This window comes from Polymorphobacter multimanifer, from assembly GCF_014205635.1.
GTDB lineage: Bacteria > Pseudomonadota > Alphaproteobacteria > Sphingomonadales > Sphingomonadaceae > Sandarakinorhabdus > Sandarakinorhabdus multimanifer.
The window spans coordinates 1-16,271 of sequence record NZ_JACIIV010000012.1; the positions used below are offsets into that span (position 1 = coordinate 1).

16 protein-coding genes and 1 tRNA gene are annotated in these 16,271 nt (G+C 64.7%); 9 read left to right on the top strand and 8 right to left on the bottom strand.

Features of this window, described 5'->3' with window-relative positions:
• Together FHS79_RS09085 and FHS79_RS09090 are read left to right on the top strand one after the other, a co-directional pair.
• Positions 1 to 661 (top strand): hypothetical protein (locus FHS79_RS09085; protein WP_207792305.1); only part of this gene is annotated, 661 nt, incomplete at its 5' end.
• Positions 661 to 1,026 carry a hypothetical protein gene (locus tag FHS79_RS09090; protein ID WP_184198652.1) on the top strand — a complete coding sequence of 122 codons (366 nt, stop codon included), beginning with the start codon at positions 661 to 663 and terminating at the stop codon, positions 1,024 to 1,026. The genes FHS79_RS09085 and FHS79_RS09090, both read left to right, overlap by 1 nt.
• Before the next feature lie 419 nt (positions 1,027 to 1,445).
• On the opposite strand, the gene FHS79_RS09095 is transcribed toward FHS79_RS09090, so the two are convergent.
• Positions 1,446 to 2,462 carry a hypothetical protein gene (locus tag FHS79_RS09095; protein ID WP_184198654.1) on the bottom strand — a complete coding sequence of 339 codons (1,017 nt, stop codon included), beginning with the start codon at positions 2,460 to 2,462 and terminating at the stop codon, positions 1,446 to 1,448.
• Positions 2,463 to 2,678: 216 nt separating this feature from the next.
• Here FHS79_RS09095 and FHS79_RS09100 point away from each other — a divergent pair, with 216 nt between their 5' ends.
• On the top strand, positions 2,679 to 3,029 hold the full coding sequence (locus tag FHS79_RS09100; protein WP_184198658.1) for a hypothetical protein: 351 nt from the start codon (positions 2,679 to 2,681) through the stop codon (positions 3,027 to 3,029).
• Between the two features lie 381 nt (positions 3,030 to 3,410).
• Complete coding sequence (locus FHS79_RS09105) at positions 3,411 to 3,737, top strand: hypothetical protein (protein WP_184198660.1); 327 nt, start codon at positions 3,411 to 3,413, stop codon at positions 3,735 to 3,737.
• Between the two features lie 202 nt (positions 3,738 to 3,939).
• On the opposite strand, the gene FHS79_RS09110 is transcribed toward FHS79_RS09105, so the two are convergent.
• The 6 genes from FHS79_RS09110 to FHS79_RS09135 form a co-directional block, all read right to left on the bottom strand.
• A tRNA-Lys gene (locus FHS79_RS09110) sits at positions 3,940 to 4,015 on the bottom strand.
• 94 nt (positions 4,016 to 4,109) lie between these two features.
• Complete coding sequence (gene rodA / locus FHS79_RS09115) at positions 4,110 to 5,213, bottom strand: rod shape-determining protein RodA (protein ID WP_184198663.1); 1,104 nt, start codon at positions 5,211 to 5,213, stop codon at positions 4,110 to 4,112.
• Between the two features lie 3 nt (positions 5,214 to 5,216).
• A complete protein-coding gene (gene mrdA / locus FHS79_RS09120; RefSeq protein WP_184198666.1) occupies positions 5,217 to 7,217 on the bottom strand; it encodes a penicillin-binding protein 2 in 2,001 nt (666 codons plus the stop codon).
• Between the two features lie 10 nt (positions 7,218 to 7,227).
• Positions 7,228 to 7,776 carry a hypothetical protein gene (locus tag FHS79_RS09125; RefSeq protein ID WP_184198669.1) on the bottom strand — a complete coding sequence of 183 codons (549 nt, stop codon included), beginning with the start codon at positions 7,774 to 7,776 and terminating at the stop codon, positions 7,228 to 7,230.
• On the bottom strand, positions 7,776 to 8,705 hold the full coding sequence (gene mreC, locus FHS79_RS09130) for a rod shape-determining protein MreC (RefSeq protein WP_184198672.1): 930 nt from the start codon (positions 8,703 to 8,705) through the stop codon (positions 7,776 to 7,778). The genes FHS79_RS09125 and mreC overlap by 1 nt, the downstream gene beginning before the upstream one ends.
• 154 nt (positions 8,706 to 8,859) lie before the next feature.
• The gene (locus FHS79_RS09135) at positions 8,860 to 9,900 is read right to left on the bottom strand and encodes a rod shape-determining protein (protein ID WP_279380438.1); all 1,041 of its coding nucleotides are present in this window, start codon (positions 9,898 to 9,900) and stop codon (positions 8,860 to 8,862) included.
• Between the two features lie 213 nt (positions 9,901 to 10,113).
• On the opposite strand from FHS79_RS09135, the gene mutL reads away from it, so the two are divergent.
• The 3 genes from mutL to bfr all read left to right on the top strand — a co-directional run bounded on the left by mutL (position 10,114) and on the right by bfr (position 12,902).
• Positions 10,114 to 11,916, top strand: a complete 1,803-nt coding sequence (gene mutL, locus FHS79_RS09140; RefSeq protein ID WP_184198675.1) for a DNA mismatch repair endonuclease MutL — start codon at positions 10,114 to 10,116, stop codon at positions 11,914 to 11,916.
• Between the two features lie 52 nt (positions 11,917 to 11,968).
• Entirely contained in the window at positions 11,969 to 12,202 is a 234-nt protein-coding gene (locus tag FHS79_RS09145; RefSeq protein WP_207792289.1) for a (2Fe-2S)-binding protein, read from the top strand.
• A gap of 220 nt (positions 12,203 to 12,422) precedes the next feature.
• A complete protein-coding gene (gene bfr, locus FHS79_RS09150; protein ID WP_184198678.1) occupies positions 12,423 to 12,902 on the top strand; it encodes a bacterioferritin in 480 nt (159 codons plus the stop codon).
• 94 nt (positions 12,903 to 12,996) lie between these two features.
• On the opposite strand, the gene FHS79_RS09155 is transcribed toward bfr, so the two are convergent.
• The gene (locus FHS79_RS09155; RefSeq protein ID WP_184198681.1) at positions 12,997 to 14,142 is read right to left on the bottom strand and encodes a tetratricopeptide repeat protein; all 1,146 of its coding nucleotides are present in this window, start codon (positions 14,140 to 14,142) and stop codon (positions 12,997 to 12,999) included.
• A 299-nt stretch (positions 14,143 to 14,441) separates the two neighbouring features.
• On the opposite strand from FHS79_RS09155, the gene fabD reads away from it, so the two are divergent.
• Positions 14,442 to 15,380, top strand: a complete 939-nt coding sequence (fabD, locus tag FHS79_RS09160) for an ACP S-malonyltransferase (protein WP_184198984.1) — start codon at positions 14,442 to 14,444, stop codon at positions 15,378 to 15,380.
• A gap of 2 nt (positions 15,381 to 15,382) precedes the next feature.
• Positions 15,383 to 16,120, top strand: coding sequence for a 3-oxoacyl-[acyl-carrier-protein] reductase (fabG, locus tag FHS79_RS09165; RefSeq protein ID WP_184198684.1), 738 nt, complete (start codon positions 15,383 to 15,385; stop codon positions 16,118 to 16,120).
• Positions 16,121 to 16,271 lie beyond the last annotated feature (151 nt).

Genomic DNA, 16,271 nt, shown 5'->3' on the forward strand with positions numbered 1-16,271 from the left:
TCAGCGATCGCTCGGCGCCGTGTCCGCTGGACCGGGTCAACCGGCAGTTCCACGCGCCAGCACCCGACATGCTGTGGGTCTCGGACTTCACCTACAGGACGGGATTTCAGCGGCGAAGGCACGACGCAATAGTCTGCAAGCTGCGGTGAGTGATCTGGACAATCGGATCGCTTCCATAAAGCGTGAGCGACAAGGCCGAGATATGGGCGATCGGATCAAACTGGAGCGTGACGTGCGATCGCTCAATGACCAGCGTAACACCGCTGTTGAATTGCTCAGCGCAGCGGAGGAACAGTACGCCAAAAAGCTTAGCGAGTATGACGACGCCACTGCCATGGCCGTGAAGGATTTGGGCAAGATCGCAGCTGCATGTTCGGCGGCGGCAGGGCGCTTCGATCGTGCTTTGCGTGACGCGTTAGTGGCGTTGGACGATATTGAACGCGAAGCCCTTCCGCTCGCAAACACGTTGATCCCGAACGGCGTGCGCCGGGTTTACACGCATCCCCGCTGCATCAATGCCGCGATTGCGCTCGCACTCGAAAGCCGGCTGGGTCGATCGGTTACGCATGTGCCGAAGCCCTCAATGGCCGACTGTATCGGAAACATGATCAGCGAGGCTCGCGATAGTGCTGCGCAGCTGCGCAACAAGGCAGCCGCGTGATGGCCGATGGTGCTCAGATTTTCCGAACCGCCCTCGCAAAAATACTTGCAGGTGGCGGCGACAGCGGCGAGGCAAGAAAGGCTTTTCGACTTAAGGTGGACTCCGTTGCAAAGCGCGACGGCTGCGCTGCGCACGAGGCAATGCGCAAAGTCAGGATTGAACATCCCGAGCTGTATGATGCTCTCCAGAATGGGTCGCCAGCTTCGATCAATGCCGTGGAGCAGCCAGCTCCAGGCCTGACCGAAGCGAGGGCGGCGTTCGCGTCAAAGGCGCGCGAGATCGCAAAGCGGGACGGCTTGCCGGGCCACGTCGCGATGTCACGCACGCGTGTGGAGCATCCCGAGCTTTTTGCCGCATTGCGGTGATTTGAGTTTGCCCGCCGTTCATGTCGGGGGCGGGCCGGCCACTTGGCGGTGCCGGAAAACACCAAGAGCCGGCGGCGGCATGGTGATACCGCGCGGCCGGCATAAATCGAGGTTTTGATGCTGGATCACGACACAGCGGAGACTGTTCGCAACCTTGTCCGGTTAGGGCGGTGGGATGACGAGCGAATAGCGCGCTACTGCGGTATCGACGCCGCTGCGGTCGCGCGGGCGCGGCAGCTTGTCCCCAAGGGCCGGAAGCCGAGCAGGGCAATTTACGAAAATTAGAAGTCCATGTTTGCCGCATCGTCCATGCGACGCGCAAGGAAACCGGCAAAAACTTCCATATCGGCGTCAGAGTGCATAGCGGCCGCATATGTGCCGTCCGCGACATAGGTCAGTATCGCCGGGAGTTGATATTCCTAAATGTATATCTTCGCAGGAGAACGCGACCCGGTCCATAGATGATTCATAAATGCATTAACGAGCGCGATTGAAGGTTCTAACCTGAATTCGAACCCAGAACCGAAGCGAAAAGTACTCTTGCTGCGCCTGTGCGGCAATAACATTGGCACAGCACCTGCGCCTGAATGGAATTGCAATGCCTCGCCGTCTTTGCCGAATGATCCATGCGCAACAAAGTTGCGGAGTTGTCGGCTCAACTCCGCAAGTTCATCATAAAACCGTTTGTCAGCTGCGTCCGTAAGATCAAGCGCTGCCTTGCATTTTTCCGCCCATTCTGCCTTCGCAAGCTCATTCACCTCCTTACCCGTCGTGACAGCGCCGAGAAGAATAGCAATGTGAATGAACACATGCTCCGTCCAACTAAAAAATCCCTCGATGGCGGCGATTGCATAGTGCCGGGCTTCACGTCTCAGGTCGACCGACGGACGGTGCACTGTCCACGCATGTGCGCTTATCTGGGTCTTGATGACCTCGTCGTTTCGGGTGTCCGCTTCCGCTGCCCGCGCGTCATACAGGACAAGATGAAATTGGAGGTGCTGCAACAAATCGCTTGATCGATTCAAAACATTGAGATGGGCCTGTTCGGCAGCAACCTGCGCTCGCCAATCAAAATAGGGCCTGGCCGCTTTGACGGCTCTGTGCAGACACGAAGCAACGCGTGCTGCCGTAGACTCAAAATTTGGTCCATCTAACCCAAATAGGCCAAGCCCGAACTTGCGGTGAGCAATCAGGAAGGGCGTGCCCTCGAACTCGACCGTGACAGACCATGATGTCTTTTCCCACTGCCCGTTATTTCGGAACCCGAGGAGGTCCACCAACAGGAAATAGAGCAGATAATAATCTGGCAGCCTTCGCCCGCCACTCGTTCGTTTACCTGACATAAAGATTGGCATATATGTCGAGTGACTAAGCTCGGCCTGCTTCAGAGGCGAGATCGCCTTTTGCGCCCGCTGTCTAATGATTTCAATATCCACCTGAAACGCATAGACTAGACTGCACGGTTCGACAACGAGCACTGCGAAGCGAAGTAAAAACCGACAAATGCCCAGCGATCATCCTTGATCGATTTGACAGTCGGTAAAGACCGAATGTTCGCTATCGAGGACTAAATGTGGGAAGACGCTGGCCATCGGGAGTGGTGTAGCAGCCGCAATCGCCAACTCCAACCGAGACGCTGCTCCAGATTCAAGGTGACCCATCGTCCCCATCTGTGCCGCTCGCCATTGGCCTGCTATTCCCATGCGATGTTGACCAAACTTTCTCCTCTTCAGTCAGGAACGCTCGGTGAGTTGCTGGCCGTGGGGAAGCTCAACAGCCTTGGACATGCTGCTTACATCAGCCCCGAGGGTGCGCCAGGCGATGACCTAATCGTGGTCATTGAGGGGCAGGCAAAATCGGTTGAAGTGAAGACAAGGCAGTTTTTGAACCGCGCTTCAGAGATCACTCGGTGGCCGGTTGATATGGAGGCCAAGGGAATGCAGACTTTTTCATCTTTATCGAGCTTGACCTGCGGACGTTATCGCCGACATTTTACCTACTGACCAATTTACAGGCTCGCGAAACGTATAAGGATTATGCTGGGGGCGGCAACTGCATTCCGTTCCATGTCAGACAGTTGGTCACAGCAAATGATTTTTCGGCCCTCAATTTTGGCTGAAGACAGTCCAACGAACTTGAGTGATATTATGGTTGCCAAAAGGCTCGTCTGGGATAGCTGGGCGACACGGCGGCATAACCAACGATTGGCGATGGTGGCCGTCTCGGATGCCAGTGCTTTTAAGCGACGTAATCGCCAATCGGAATCTGAGGCACTGGAGTAGCGATTTGTTCAACCAACGCGCTGACCAGTCTTGGACTATGCAACTTCATGTTATCATAATCGCGATTGCGCAAGATGCGCAGCCCGACGCGAGGGAATGTTTATGAAGCGAATGATCAGCTTAGCAATCGGTTTGTTGGCGGCAAGCTCTGCTCTTGCTCAATCAACGGAATGCCTGACATTCGGCAATCAGACATCCTGCACAACGTCTGGCGACGAGCTGTCAGCTGTGGCCAAGGCGCAAGCGGAAAGGGATCGTCAAGCGGCAGAGGATGCGGTGACCGAACGTGCTGCTGAAAACCGTAGGGCGGTGATGTTCAATCAAGTCGGTGCTCTGATTGCAAAGGGCGATTGCGACGGCGCGAAACGACTCGCCACCTTTTACAATGATCGAGCCTTAAGCAAAGCGACCCTGCGAGCCTGCCCATAGTTCTAGAGCTAAAGCGGCCTGACTGATTCGGTCTCGCCAATGGCGCTCGCCGCTCCCCGTTTGCGCAAGACTGCGCAGCATTCCGAGCTTCGCCCGCTCGGCTCCCGGTTGGCATGGTTCATGTCTGTTGCGCACCGCGTTGCGCAGAAGCCAAACTCCCCGTCTCGAAAGGCTTCGTTTTTGGGATAAGTTATTGAGATTATGGTGGACACACTTGGGCTCGAACCAAGGACCCGCTGATTAAGAGTCAGCTGCTCTACCGACTGAGCTATGTGTCCATCACCGCGATTTGCATCTTGGCGAGGGCAGGCTGTTAGCAGCGATGCCGAGGCGTGTCCACCCCTATCCCTCGCTCCCCTATGCCTCACCCCCCTATCCCTCACCCAACGTGCGTTCGCGGTGAATGCCCATGATGAGGCCCAGCAGGATGCACACCGTCATCATTGCCGATCCACCCCAGCTCACCAGCGGCAGCGGAATGCCGACAACCGGCGCCAGCCCCATCACCATCATCAGATTGACGGCGACATAGAAGAACAGCGTCACCACCAAACCCATCGCAAGCAGCCGCTCGAACTGGGTGCCGGCACGCATCGCAACGCCGGTGCCCCAGGCGAGGATGAAGGTGAAGCCAGCCATCACCGCAAGGCCACCGAGCAGGCCCCACTCCTCGGCCATGGTGGCAAAGATGAAATCGGTCTGTAGCTCCGGCAGATAATCGAGATGGCTCTGGGTGCCCTCCAGAAAGCCCTTGCCGCTCAAGCCGCCCGATCCGATCGCGATCTTGGATTGGGTGATGTGATAGCCCGCACCGCGCGGATCGACCGAGGGATCGAGAAAGATCATCACCCGGCGTTTCTGATAATCATGCAGCAGCCCCCAGGCAAAGGGCGCTGCGGCTGCCATGGCAAGGGCTGCCCCGCCGAAAAGCCACATGCGCACGCCGGCGAGGAACATCACCGCCACACCGCCGACCGCGATCGAGGTGGCAGTGCCGAGGTCGGGCTGCAGCATCACCAGCGCCGACGGCACCGCGATGAGAACGAGCGGTGGCCAGAGCGCCATCGGCTTCGTCTCATAGCCGCGCGGCATATAATGGTAGAAGCGCGCCACGGCGAGCACGATGCCAAGCTTCATCAGTTCCGAAGGTTGCAGCTGGATGAAGCCCAGGTCGAGCCAGCGCTGGCTTCCGCCGCCGACCTGGCCCTTGATCTCGACGCCGAGCAACGCCACCACCAGCACGCCATAGATGAGAAAGGCATGGCGCAGCCAGAAGCTCGGCCTAACCTGCGCCAGCACCAGCATCATCGTGCCCAGAATCCCGAAGCGCACGCCGTGCTTGAGCGCCCAGGGCTGCAGTGCGCCGCCGCCGGCCGAATAGAGGATGACCATGCCGAAGCCGGCAAGCAGCGCAGTGACGGCAATCACCCCCCAGGGGAGCCGTGCGAGCTCGCGGGCCCAAGGTCCGTTGAACATCGGCTAGATCACATCGCGGGGTGGTTGCGGGGTGTCGCCGGTGTTGACCGGTGGCCTTGCCGGCGGCGCATCGGCGCGCAGCCAGGCCGGCATCAGCCGGGCCTCCTCCGCCGCACGCGCTTCGGCGACTTGCGCCTGTGATTCCGCCCGGCGCTTGGCCGCGAGTGCGCGCTCGACCGGCTCAAGCGCCTTCATCGCGCGGTCGCGGTCGTACAGGAAGCTCAGCACATCGCGCGCGATGGGGGCGGCGTAGCGGCCGCCGGCAATGCCATGCTCGATAATCACGCTCACGGCATAGCGCGGGGCAGCGGCGGGTGCATAGGCGACGAAAAGCGCATGGTCGCGAAATTTCCACGCCAGCGCCTCGTTGCGCAGCACGCCGCTGCGGCGCTCGGCCTTGCTGATCCGGCGCACCTGCGCGGTGCCGGTCTTTCCGCACACCTCGACACCGGGAAGCCCGGTGCGGGCACCCCGCGCCGTGCCGATGCCCGAATTGACAACATCGAACATGCCCTGGCGCACCATCGCCAGATGCTCGGGGTCGATGCCAAGAGCAGGAAATACCGGTGCGGCGTCCCCGGCCTGCGGCAGCAGCAGCCGCGGCTGCACGATCAGGCCGGAGGCGATGCGCGCGGTCATCACACCCAGCTGCAGCGGATTGGCAATGAGATAGCCCTGGCCGATCGAACAGTTGAGCGTCTCGGCGACGTTCCACGGCTTGTCGTAGCGGCGCTGCTTCCAGTCATTGTCGGGCACCAGCCCGCTCGCCTGGCCGGGGAGCGGCAGGTCGAATTCCTGCCCAAGGCCGAGTCGCCGCGCCATGTCGGCAATCCGCTCGATCCCGATCTGTCGGCCGAAATGATAGAACCAGGTGTCGCAGCTCTTGGGCAGTGCCGTCGCCATCGTCACCCGGCCATGGCCGCGCCGGGCATGGCAATGCCAGACATTGCCGCCCATCGGATAGCGGCCCGAGCAATTGACGCTGGCATCGGGCGGAATGCCGGCTTCGAGCGCAGCCAGCATCGTCACCATCTTGAAGGTGCTGCCGGGGGGATAGACACCCATCGCACTCTTGTTGAGCAGCGGCGTATGGTCATCGACCTGCAATGCCTTCCACAGGCTGGTTGGCACGCGGGTCGAAAACACATTGGGATCGAACGCCGGCATCGACACCATTGTGAGCAGGTCGCCGGTCACGCAATCGATCACGATCACGCTGGCGCTGTTGTCCCCCAGCCGGCGCGCGGCATAGCTTTGCAGGTCGCGGTCGATGGTGAGCCGCAGCGTGGCACCGGGCTGGTCGGGCGTCTGGCCGAGCTCGCGGATCACCTGGCCACGCGCGGTCACCTCCTCGCGCGTCGAGCCGGGGCGGCCGCGCAGCACCTTGTCCTCGTGCCGTTCGATGCCGTCCTTGCCGATGCGAAAGCCCGGAAAGATCAGCAGCGGATCCTTTTCCTTCTCATATTGCTCGGGCGAGGGCGGGCCGACATAGCCGAGCAGATGCGCAAAGGGTTCGCCATCGGGGTAATGGCGGCTGAACACGCGCACCGGCTGCAGGCCGGGCACATCGGCCACCTGCACATTGAGCGCAGCATAGGCCGGCCAGTCGAGATCGCGCGCCACCTCAACCGGCATCCACGACGGCTGGATGGCGAGATCGGCCCGGATGCGCAGCTCGTCCTCCAGTCCGATCGGCAGCACCTGGGCGATGCGGGCAAGGGCTGCATCGAGATCCTCGACGTCCTTCGGGATGAGCTCGAGCCGATAGTCGGGCCGGTTGACTGCGAGCGGCTTGCCGGTGCGGTCGACGATCCAGCCGCGGCGCGGCGGCACCAGGCGGTCGCGGATGCGATTGCGCTCGGCGGCCGCGGCGTAGCGATCACCCTCGAACAAGGCAAGCCACGCCATGCGACCGGCGAGCGTGGTGCCGACCAGCCCCATGCCGCCGCCGAGCAGCAGCGCCCGCCGGCTGAAGCGGGCTTCACGGGGCGGGCCGATGTTCATGCCGCCGCCCTCACGTGGCGGTGCGGGCGCCGAAGGCGGCGCGCTGCAGCCATCCGCACAGCGCCACCACGGCGGGATAGGCGAACAGACTGGTAAGCCACTGCCAGGCCAGCGGCTCGAGCGGCACCGGATGCGAGGCAAGCGCCATCAGCTGGATGGTGAGCAGGGCATGGACGGCGGTGATCGCGACGGCCATCGCCCAATCGAAGCCGTGCGCATGATGGCCATAGCGCACTTCGAACCAGCGCACGAAGCCCGCCACCGCCGCGAACAATGTGGCGTTGACCCCGAACGGCATCGAAAGCAGCAGATCGGCCACCAGGCCGAGCAGGAAGGCGAGCCAGGGCGGCATCAGCCCCGGCTGGAAGGTCGCCCAGACGAACACGCCGAGCAGCCCCAGCGGCGGCATCAGCGGCAGGCTGAGCGGCAGTGGTGCCGTGGCAAGCAGCAGCAGGCCCAGCACCGCCAGCGCCGGCAGCCCGAGCCGCCAATGGCCCAGCCAGAAGCTGCGGCGTTCGCGCGGGTTCATCAACCGCAGCGGGGGCGCGGGGCCGCGCATCAGGTCGCGCCGTCGGTGGAGGGCGCATCGAGCCCGCGCACCAGGCCCTTGATACCGCCGACCCGCTGCGCCTCGACCGGCACCGGGGCATCGGTCATCGGCAAAGTGGCCGCAGTCGCGGGCATCGCCGCATAGGCGGCTTCGATCCGCACAAAACCGATCCCGCGCGGCGAAGCGGCTGCGCGCACGCGGATCGGCTCGCCCGCATCCACCACGAAGCCGACCGGCACGCCCGGCGGGAAGATCCCGCCTTCGCCCGAGGTGAGCAGCCGGTCCCCGCGCTGCAGCGGCTCCTGCAGGCCGAGCCGATCGGTCAGCACCAGCAACGGCCCGCCATCGCCGCTCACCAGCGCGGCCTGGCCGGTGCGCTGCACCAGCACCGGCACCCGGCTTTGCGGATCGGTGAGCAGCAGCAGCCGCGACGAGCCCAGTCCGGTCTCGATCGTGCGGCCGATCAGGCCGTCCGCCGCAATCACCGGCTGTCCGGGGCGCACCCCCTGGTTGCGGCCGGCAGCGACCAGCGCAGTCTGCACGACGGCACCCTGCGTGGCCGACACGATGCGCGCGGTGGCGACAAGCCGGCGTTGCGGGTTCTCCAGCCGGCCGAGCCGCGACAACTGGCGAAACGCGATCTGGTCGGCCTCGGCGACCTGCAGCCGTGCCCGCAGGTCGATCACCTCGGCCTCGAGCGCCCTGGCACGGCCAACCGCGCCGAAATAGTCCCCGATGCCGTTGACACCCTTGCCCAAGCCATCGAACGGCGCGCGCACCACCGACCATAAAGGTGTGACGACATCCACCGCCGCGGCGCGCACGCTGGCGCCGAACTGCGGGCTGACCCGGGCGATGAGCAGCAGCACCAGCCCGGTGGCGATGACAGCGCCGGTCACCACCGCGCCGATGATGGCGAGATTCTGGTCACGCCGCATGGCGCTCGACCGGCGGGGGGATGGCGTCCAGTCCATCGGGATCGGCCAGGGTCCTTCGAGGTGCTGCCCGGGGTGCTGCGGGTGCTGGGAACCATGTAGCAACTAATGCTGCAACGCCCAAGCGGCGCACGCGACGCGCGTGCGTCGGCCTTGGTCAGGCGGTGGTGAGCACGCCGCGGTACATCGGGTCCTCGAGCGCACGCCCGGTGCCGATCGCCACACAGGTGAGCGGATCGTCCGCCACCGTCACCGGCAAGCCGGTCGCTTCACGCAGCACGACGTCCAGATCGCGCAGCAGCGCACCCCCGCCGGTCAGCACGATGCCCTGGTCGACGATATCGGCTGCCAGCTCGGGCTGGGTGTTCTCGAGCGCCACGCGCACGCCCTCCACGATCGTGGCCACCGGCTCGGCGAGCGCCTCGGCAATCTGCGCCTGGTTGATCTGGATTTCCTTGGGCACGCCGTTCATCAGGTCGCGGCCCTTGATGTCGAGCGTCATGCCGATGCCGTCGGCGGGCTGCTTGGCCGTGCCGATTTCCTTCTTGATCCGCTCGGCGGTCGCCTCGCCGATCAGCAGATTGTGGTTGCGGCGCACATAGGAGACGATCGCCTCGTCCATCTTATCGCCGCCTACACGCACGCTGGTCGTATAGGCCAGGCCCCGCAGGCTGAGCACCGCCACTTCGGTCGTGCCGCCGCCGACATCGACGACCATCGAGCCGATCGGCTCGGTCACCGGCATCCCGGCCCCGATCGCCGCCGCCATCGGCTCCTCGATCAGATACACCTGCGAAGCGCCGGCATTGTTGGCGGCATCGCGGATGGCGCGCTTCTCCACGCTCGTCGAGCCCGACGGCACGCAGATGACGATCTCGGGAAAGCGCGGCAACCGCGACGTGTGCACCTTGCTAATGAAATATTTGATCATCTGCTCGGCCACATCGATGTCAGCAATCACGCCGTCGCGCAGCGGCCGGATGCACTCCACATTGCCCGGCGTCTTGCCCATCATCACCTTGGCCTCATTGCCGACCGCCTTGACCGTCCGGGTCCCGCGGATCGTCTCGATCGCCACCACCGAAGGCTCGTTGAGAACGATCCCGCGGCCCCGTACATAAACGAGCGTGTTCGCCGTGCCGAGATCGATAGCCATATCCTGGCTGAGGAAGGAGAACATCCGGCTGAAAAGCGACATGGGGGCAGGGGACCAATGGTTGGGCGCGCCGGCAAAGCCCCGGCAGCGCCAAGCGAATCGGGGAAGTGGCCATTAGTCGCCGTTCAGACCGCATTGCAAGGCAGCGACCCGGCCTTTGTGCCGCGGCGAGGCCGCAATCGGCTGGAGCGATGACCCGGCAGATCGGACCGGCCCGGTCGTGACACATGCGCCCCCCGCGCATACAAGCAGCAAGTGCCCATCATCCGCCGCCTTCCCGAAAATCTCGTCAACCAGATCGCCGCCGGCGAGGTGGTCGAGCGACCGGCGGCCGCCCTCAAGGAGCTGGTCGAGAATGCGCTCGATGCCGGCGCCCGCCGCATCACCATCACCCTTGCCGATGGTGGCACCACGCTGCTCGAAGTGGCCGATGACGGCTGCGGGATGGACCGGGAATCGCTGCATCTGGCGGTCGAGCGCCATGCCACCTCCAAGCTGCCGCGCGATGATCTTGGCGCCATTGCCACCATGGGCTTTCGCGGCGAGGCGCTGCCGTCGATCGCGTCGGTTTCGCGGCTGCGCCTTGCCAGCCGTACCGTCGATGGCGAGGGCTGGCAGCTGGCGATCGACCATGGCCATCGGCTGGAAGATGGCCCGGCCGCCCAACCCCCCGGCACGACGGTCACGATGGAAGGCCTGTTCGACAAGGTGCCGGCGCGGCAGAAATTCCTGCGTTCGCCGCGCGCCGAGCTTGCCGCCTGCCTCGATGTCGTGCGTCGCCTCGCGATGGCACGCCCCGATGTCGCCTTCACGCTCACCCATGATGGCCGGCGGCTGCTGGCGGTGCCGGCCGGGCCCGATGCCTCGGCGGCGTCGATCCTCGGCCGGCTGTCGGCGCTGCTGGGAGCGGAATTCGTCGAATCAGCGGTGGCGGTCGATCTGCTGCGCGAGGGCGTGGCACTCGGCGGGCTGGCCGGAATTCCCACCTTCAACCGCGGCGTTGCCGACCAGCAGTTTCTCTTCGTCAACCGCCGCCCGGTCAAGGACCGGCTGCTCGCCGGCGCGCTGCGCGGCGCCTATATGGACCTTCTGGCGCGCGACCGGCACCCGGTGGCGGTGCTGTTCCTCGATGTGCCGGCCGATTTCGTCGATGTGAACGTGCATCCCGCCAAGACCGAAGTGCGCTTCCGCGATCCGGGGCTGGTGCGCGGGCTCATCGTCTCGGGCATTCGCCGCGCCCTCGATGCCGCCGGCCAGCGCCCTGCCGCCAACATCAGTGCTGCGGCGCTCGCGGCCTTTGCGGTGCCGGCGATGGCCCAGCCCGCGCAATCCGCACTGTGGGACCGCCCCTCCGCAACCGACCCCCTCACGGCAGCCGGCCTCGCCGAGCCGCCGCGGCTGTTCACCGAATTCCCGCCGGCCTTCGCGCCGCATGCAGTACCCGCCGCTGGTCCCGCTGCCGCGCCGCCCGCGCAGCAATTTCCGCTGGGTGCCGCGCGCGGGCAGATTGCCGGCACCTATATCGTCGCCGAGACCGACGATGCACTGATCCTCGTCGATCAGCACGCCGCGCATGAGCGGCTCACGCTCGAACGGATGAAATTCGCACTCGCCGGCGGCCGGGTGGCCGCCCAGGCGCTGCTGGTGCCCGAGACGGTGGAACTCGACGAACCATCGGCGGCGCGGGTGGTCGCGCGTGCCGGCGAGCTTGCCGAGCTCGGCCTCGAACTCGAAAGCTTCGGCACCCAGGCTGTGCTGGTGCGCGCCACGCCGGCGCTGCTCGGCCGCGCCGATGCCCGGGCGCTGGTAATCGATCTCGCCGCCGACCTTGCGCACTGGGGCGAAGCGCTCAGCCTGCGCGACAGGCTCGATTCGGTAGCCGCAACGATGGCCTGCCATGGCAGCGTGCGCGCCGGTCGCATCCTGTCGGTCGCGGAAATGAACGCCCTGCTCCGCCAGATGGAGATCACCCCTAATGCCGGCCAGTGCAATCATGGCCGCCCGACCTTCGTGCGGCTGGCACTCACCGACATCGAAAAGCTGTTTGGCCGCCGCTGACCGCCGATTTTTCCGGCGCGCCGAATGAGAATGACTTGCAACGCGTCGGCCCATGGGCGATATCGGTTCTCAACAGCAGGGATTCGCCCGGTTGGGATTTGTGAGGCCGCTCGTGATCGTTTGCGTCTGCAATGCCCTTCGAGAACGCCAGGTCCGCGATGCCGCACGCGCCTCCGGCCGCGCCTGCGCCCACACCGCCTATGCCCAGCTCGGTTGCAAGGTGAAGTGCGGCATGTGCCTCCCCTTCGCGCGCGACGTCGTCCGCTCCGAACTCGCGACCGCCTGACCCCTGCATCGATTCGATTGCTCGGACTGCATCGCACTCGCAAGGGCGTTCAGGCACGACTGCGTGGCATTCGCACCGAATTCATCCGATTTTGCGCTAGTGCAAATGGTTTGCAGAAAAACTAAGCGAATTCAGGCAATTATTGGCTAATTCTACCCTGAATCCTTGACGCCTGGATCGCGCTGGCAGCATATCCCGTGCAACGAAAAGGAGTTGCACCATGAAGGGCGATGCAAAAGTCATTGAATATCTCAACGCCGTGCTCAAGGGCGAGTTGACTGCGGTCAACCAGTATTGGCTGCACTATCGGCTGCTCGACAACCTCGGCATCAAGCGCCTCGCCGATTACGAGCGCCATGAATCGATCGACGAAATGAAGCATGCCGACCGGCTGATGGAGCGCATCTTCTTCCTCGATGGCTTCCCCGGCATGCAGACGCTCGGGCGGCTGCGCATCGGCGAAACCGTCCCCGAAGTGCTGCAGGCCGATCTCGAGCTCGAGCATGAAGCGATCGCGCTGCTTCGCGACGCCGTCCAGCACAGCGAGACCGTGCGCGATTATCCGAGCCGTGATCTGTTTGCGGAAATCCTCCGCGCCGAGGAAGAGCATGTCGACTTCATCGAGACGCAGAAGACGATGATCGAGCAGATGGGGCTGCACAATTACCTGCAACTGCAATCCCGCCCCGCAGGCGAATAGCTTCCGCCGACGGCCTCCGCCATCGAAGGCCGGCATATGAAAAGGCCGGGTGGACCTCAAGTCCACCCGGCCATTTTCACGTGCTGTCGCGGACTCAGGTGGCCGAAACGGCGCCGCGCGTCTGGGCGTAAAGATCCCAGAGATGCGCGATCTCAAACATGCCGAACTTCTCGCCCACGCCGTCGAAGGCCTTGCGCCCCGCCGCGACATTGCCTGCCTTGAGCGCAGCAATGCCCTTGAACAGCATCGCCTGGTCGCCGACAGCGCCGCCGCCCTTGGCTGCGACATCATAAGCCTGCATCGCCTTGGCATACTGGCCCTGGCCGAAATAGGCACCGCCCCCCTTGAAGGCCGTGGCCGGGGTGGCGGCAAGCTTCGGCGCTTCGCCAACGGCCTTTGCAGCCATCTGGTCCGCAGCCTGCACCAGCCGCTGCGACATGGCGTCGGCGCCGATTTCGGACTTGGCAAGGGCTGCCTTTGCAGTGCCGGCCTGGTTCGCCACCAGCGCAAGCTTCGCAAACTCCATCTGATCGGCCGGCGTGGTGAGGTTACCGGTCGCCTGCATCAGATGATACATCGCGAGCTTGGCTTCAGGCCGCAGCGGGTTCTGCCGGAAATTGGCGAGCAGCGTCTGCCAGCGCTTCGGCGAACTGTCGGCGCGAACCAGCCGCTCGGTGGTGGCCAGATAGCCGGCCTTGTCCCCCGCCTTGAACTGCATGCCGGCGAGGTTCTCCAGATACATCGGCTTGGGGCCATTGGCCTTGATCAGCCCCTGATAGGCCGCCACCGCACCCTTGTTGTCGCCCTTGCGCATCAGCGCCTGGGCAATGAGAATCTGCATCTGCTCGCCGCCGCCTTTGCGCGCTTCGGCAATCGCCTTGTCATATTGACCGGCGCGGTAATAGAGCGGCGCCAGCTGGCTCGGCCCGGCACCCACCGACTGCAGCGCGGACGCAGCATCGGCGTAGCGACCAGCCTGGGTGAAGACATAGGCGGCCATCTGCGCGCTCTTGTCCCGCTCTTCGGGCGTCTTGGCTGCGGTTCGTGCCTGGTTGACGGCGTTGATTGCAGCGGCGTTGTTGCCGGCGCGGGCAGCACTCTGCGCCGCCTGCAAGGCCTTGCCGACAGCCGGCGAGACAGCAGCCGATGCGGGAGCGGCCACGCCAAGGCCTATCACAGCGGCAAGCAGCATCGTGCCGGTGCCGGCCTTGCGGGATTTGGTAGGGGCGGTGACTGTCATTGCGACCTCATTGTTGCAGCGAGCAAAAGCCCGGATGGACGTTGGTTCATCGACGGGGCCAAGCCCCGGGATATGCAGCCATTGTCGTGCCTATCCCATGGCCCGGGGGTGAACAGCGCGCGTTGAGAACCGACGAATTGCCACCCCCATGGCAAACCCGCCCTAGTAATTGCGCATTCCTGCCAGCGGCGCAACCGGTCGCGCGCCCTCAACTGCTCGCCCCCCGCGAACGGCGTCCGGTTGCATGCACGCCGGCAAGAGCCTAGTTGCGCCCGATTGCAGCGTTGGGGAGAACGACAATTCGCGCCTTCATCTTTCCCGGTCAGGGAAGCCAGGTCATCGGCATGGGCCGCGGCCTCGCCGATGCCAGCCCGGTCGCTCGCGCCGTCTTCGAAGAGGTCGATGAGGCGCTCGGCCAGAAGCTCAGCCGGCTGATGTGGGAGGGCCCCGAAGTCGAACTGACCCTCACCGCCAATGCCCAGCCGGCGATCATGGCGGTGGGAATCGCGGCTCTTCGCGTGCTCGAAGCCGAGGCCGGCATGCTGCTTGCCGACAAGGCCAGCTATGTGGCCGGCCACAGCCTCGGTGAATACACCGCCCTTTGCGCCGCACGTGCGCTGCCGCTGGCTGCCACGGCGCGGCTGCTGCGCGTGCGCGGCGATGCCATGCAGGCCGCAGTCCCGGCCGGCGAGGGCGCCATGGCGGCGCTGCTCGGGCTCGGCTTCGACGATGTCGTGGCGATCGCCGCCGAAGCCTGCACCGCCACCGAGCTGGTGCAGGCCGCCAACGACAATGCCAATGGCCAGGTTGTCGTGTCGGGCCACACCCCGGCCGTGGCACGCGCGATGGCGCTGGCGCGGACCCGCGGCGCCCGCCATTCGGTGCTGCTGCCGGTTTCGGCACCCTTTCATTGCGCGCTGATGCAGCCCGCCGCCGAGGCGATGGCGGCAGCGCTTGCCGATGCGCCGCTGGTGGCGCCGGTGGTGCCGCTCATCGCCAATGTCACTGCTGCTCCGGTCCATGAAGTCGATGCCATTCGCGCGCTTCTGGTCGCGCAGGTCACCGGCACCGTGCGCTGGCGGGAATCGGTGCTGGCGATGGCCGATCTCGGCGTCACGACACTGGTCGAGCTCGGCGGCAAGGTGCTCGGCCCTATGGTGCGGCGGATCACGCCCGACATGAAGATGCTCACCGCTGCCGACATGGCGGGGGTGGAGGCACTGGCGAAGGAGCTTTGAGCATGTTCGACCTCACCGGCATGACAGCCCTTGTGACCGGCGCCACCGGCGGCATCGGCGCCGCCATCGCGCGCGCCCTGGCAGGGCAGGGGGCGCGGCTGGCGCTTTCAGGCACCAGTGCCGACAAGCTCGCCGCTCTCGCGGCCGAACTGGGCGGCAATCATGTGACGCTGCCGTGCAACCTCGCCGACGCCGGGCAGGTGGAATCACTCGTGCCCGATGCCATCGCCGCGCTGGGCAAGCTCGATATCCTCGTCAACAACGCCGGAATCACCCGCGACAATCTGGTGATGCGGATGAAGGACGAAGAGTGGCACGCTGTCCACCAGGTCAATCTCGAAGCCGCCTTCCGGCTGGCGCGCGCGGCGTCGCGCCCGATGATGAAAGCGCGCTTCGGGCGGATCATCTCGATCACTTCGGTGGTCGGCGTCACCGGCAACCCCGGCCAGGCCAATTATGCCGCCGCCAAGGCCGGGCTGATCGGCATGTCCAAGGCGCTGGCGCAGGAGCTGGCCAGCCGCGGCATCACCGTCAATTGCGTCGCCCCCGGCTTCATCGCCTCGCCGATGACCGCTGCGCTCGCCGATGCGCAGACCACCGCACTTCTGGCGCGCATCCCCGCCGGCCGGCTCGGCGATGGCGACGAGGTGGCGGCAGCGCTGGTGTGGCTGGCAAGCCGCGAGGCAGGCTATGTCACTGGCCAGACGATCCATGTGAACGGCGGCATGGCAATGCCCTGATGGTGCCAGGCGGGGGCGCCGGCCTTGAAAGCCGCCGCAATCCCGCCATATTCAGGCCCGGCTGCTCTTGTCAGCCGGCCACAGCGCCGCTAGTGCCGTGTCTTGCAGTTCATAACAGCAGTTTCATCCACCAAGTTCGATAGTGAAGGGG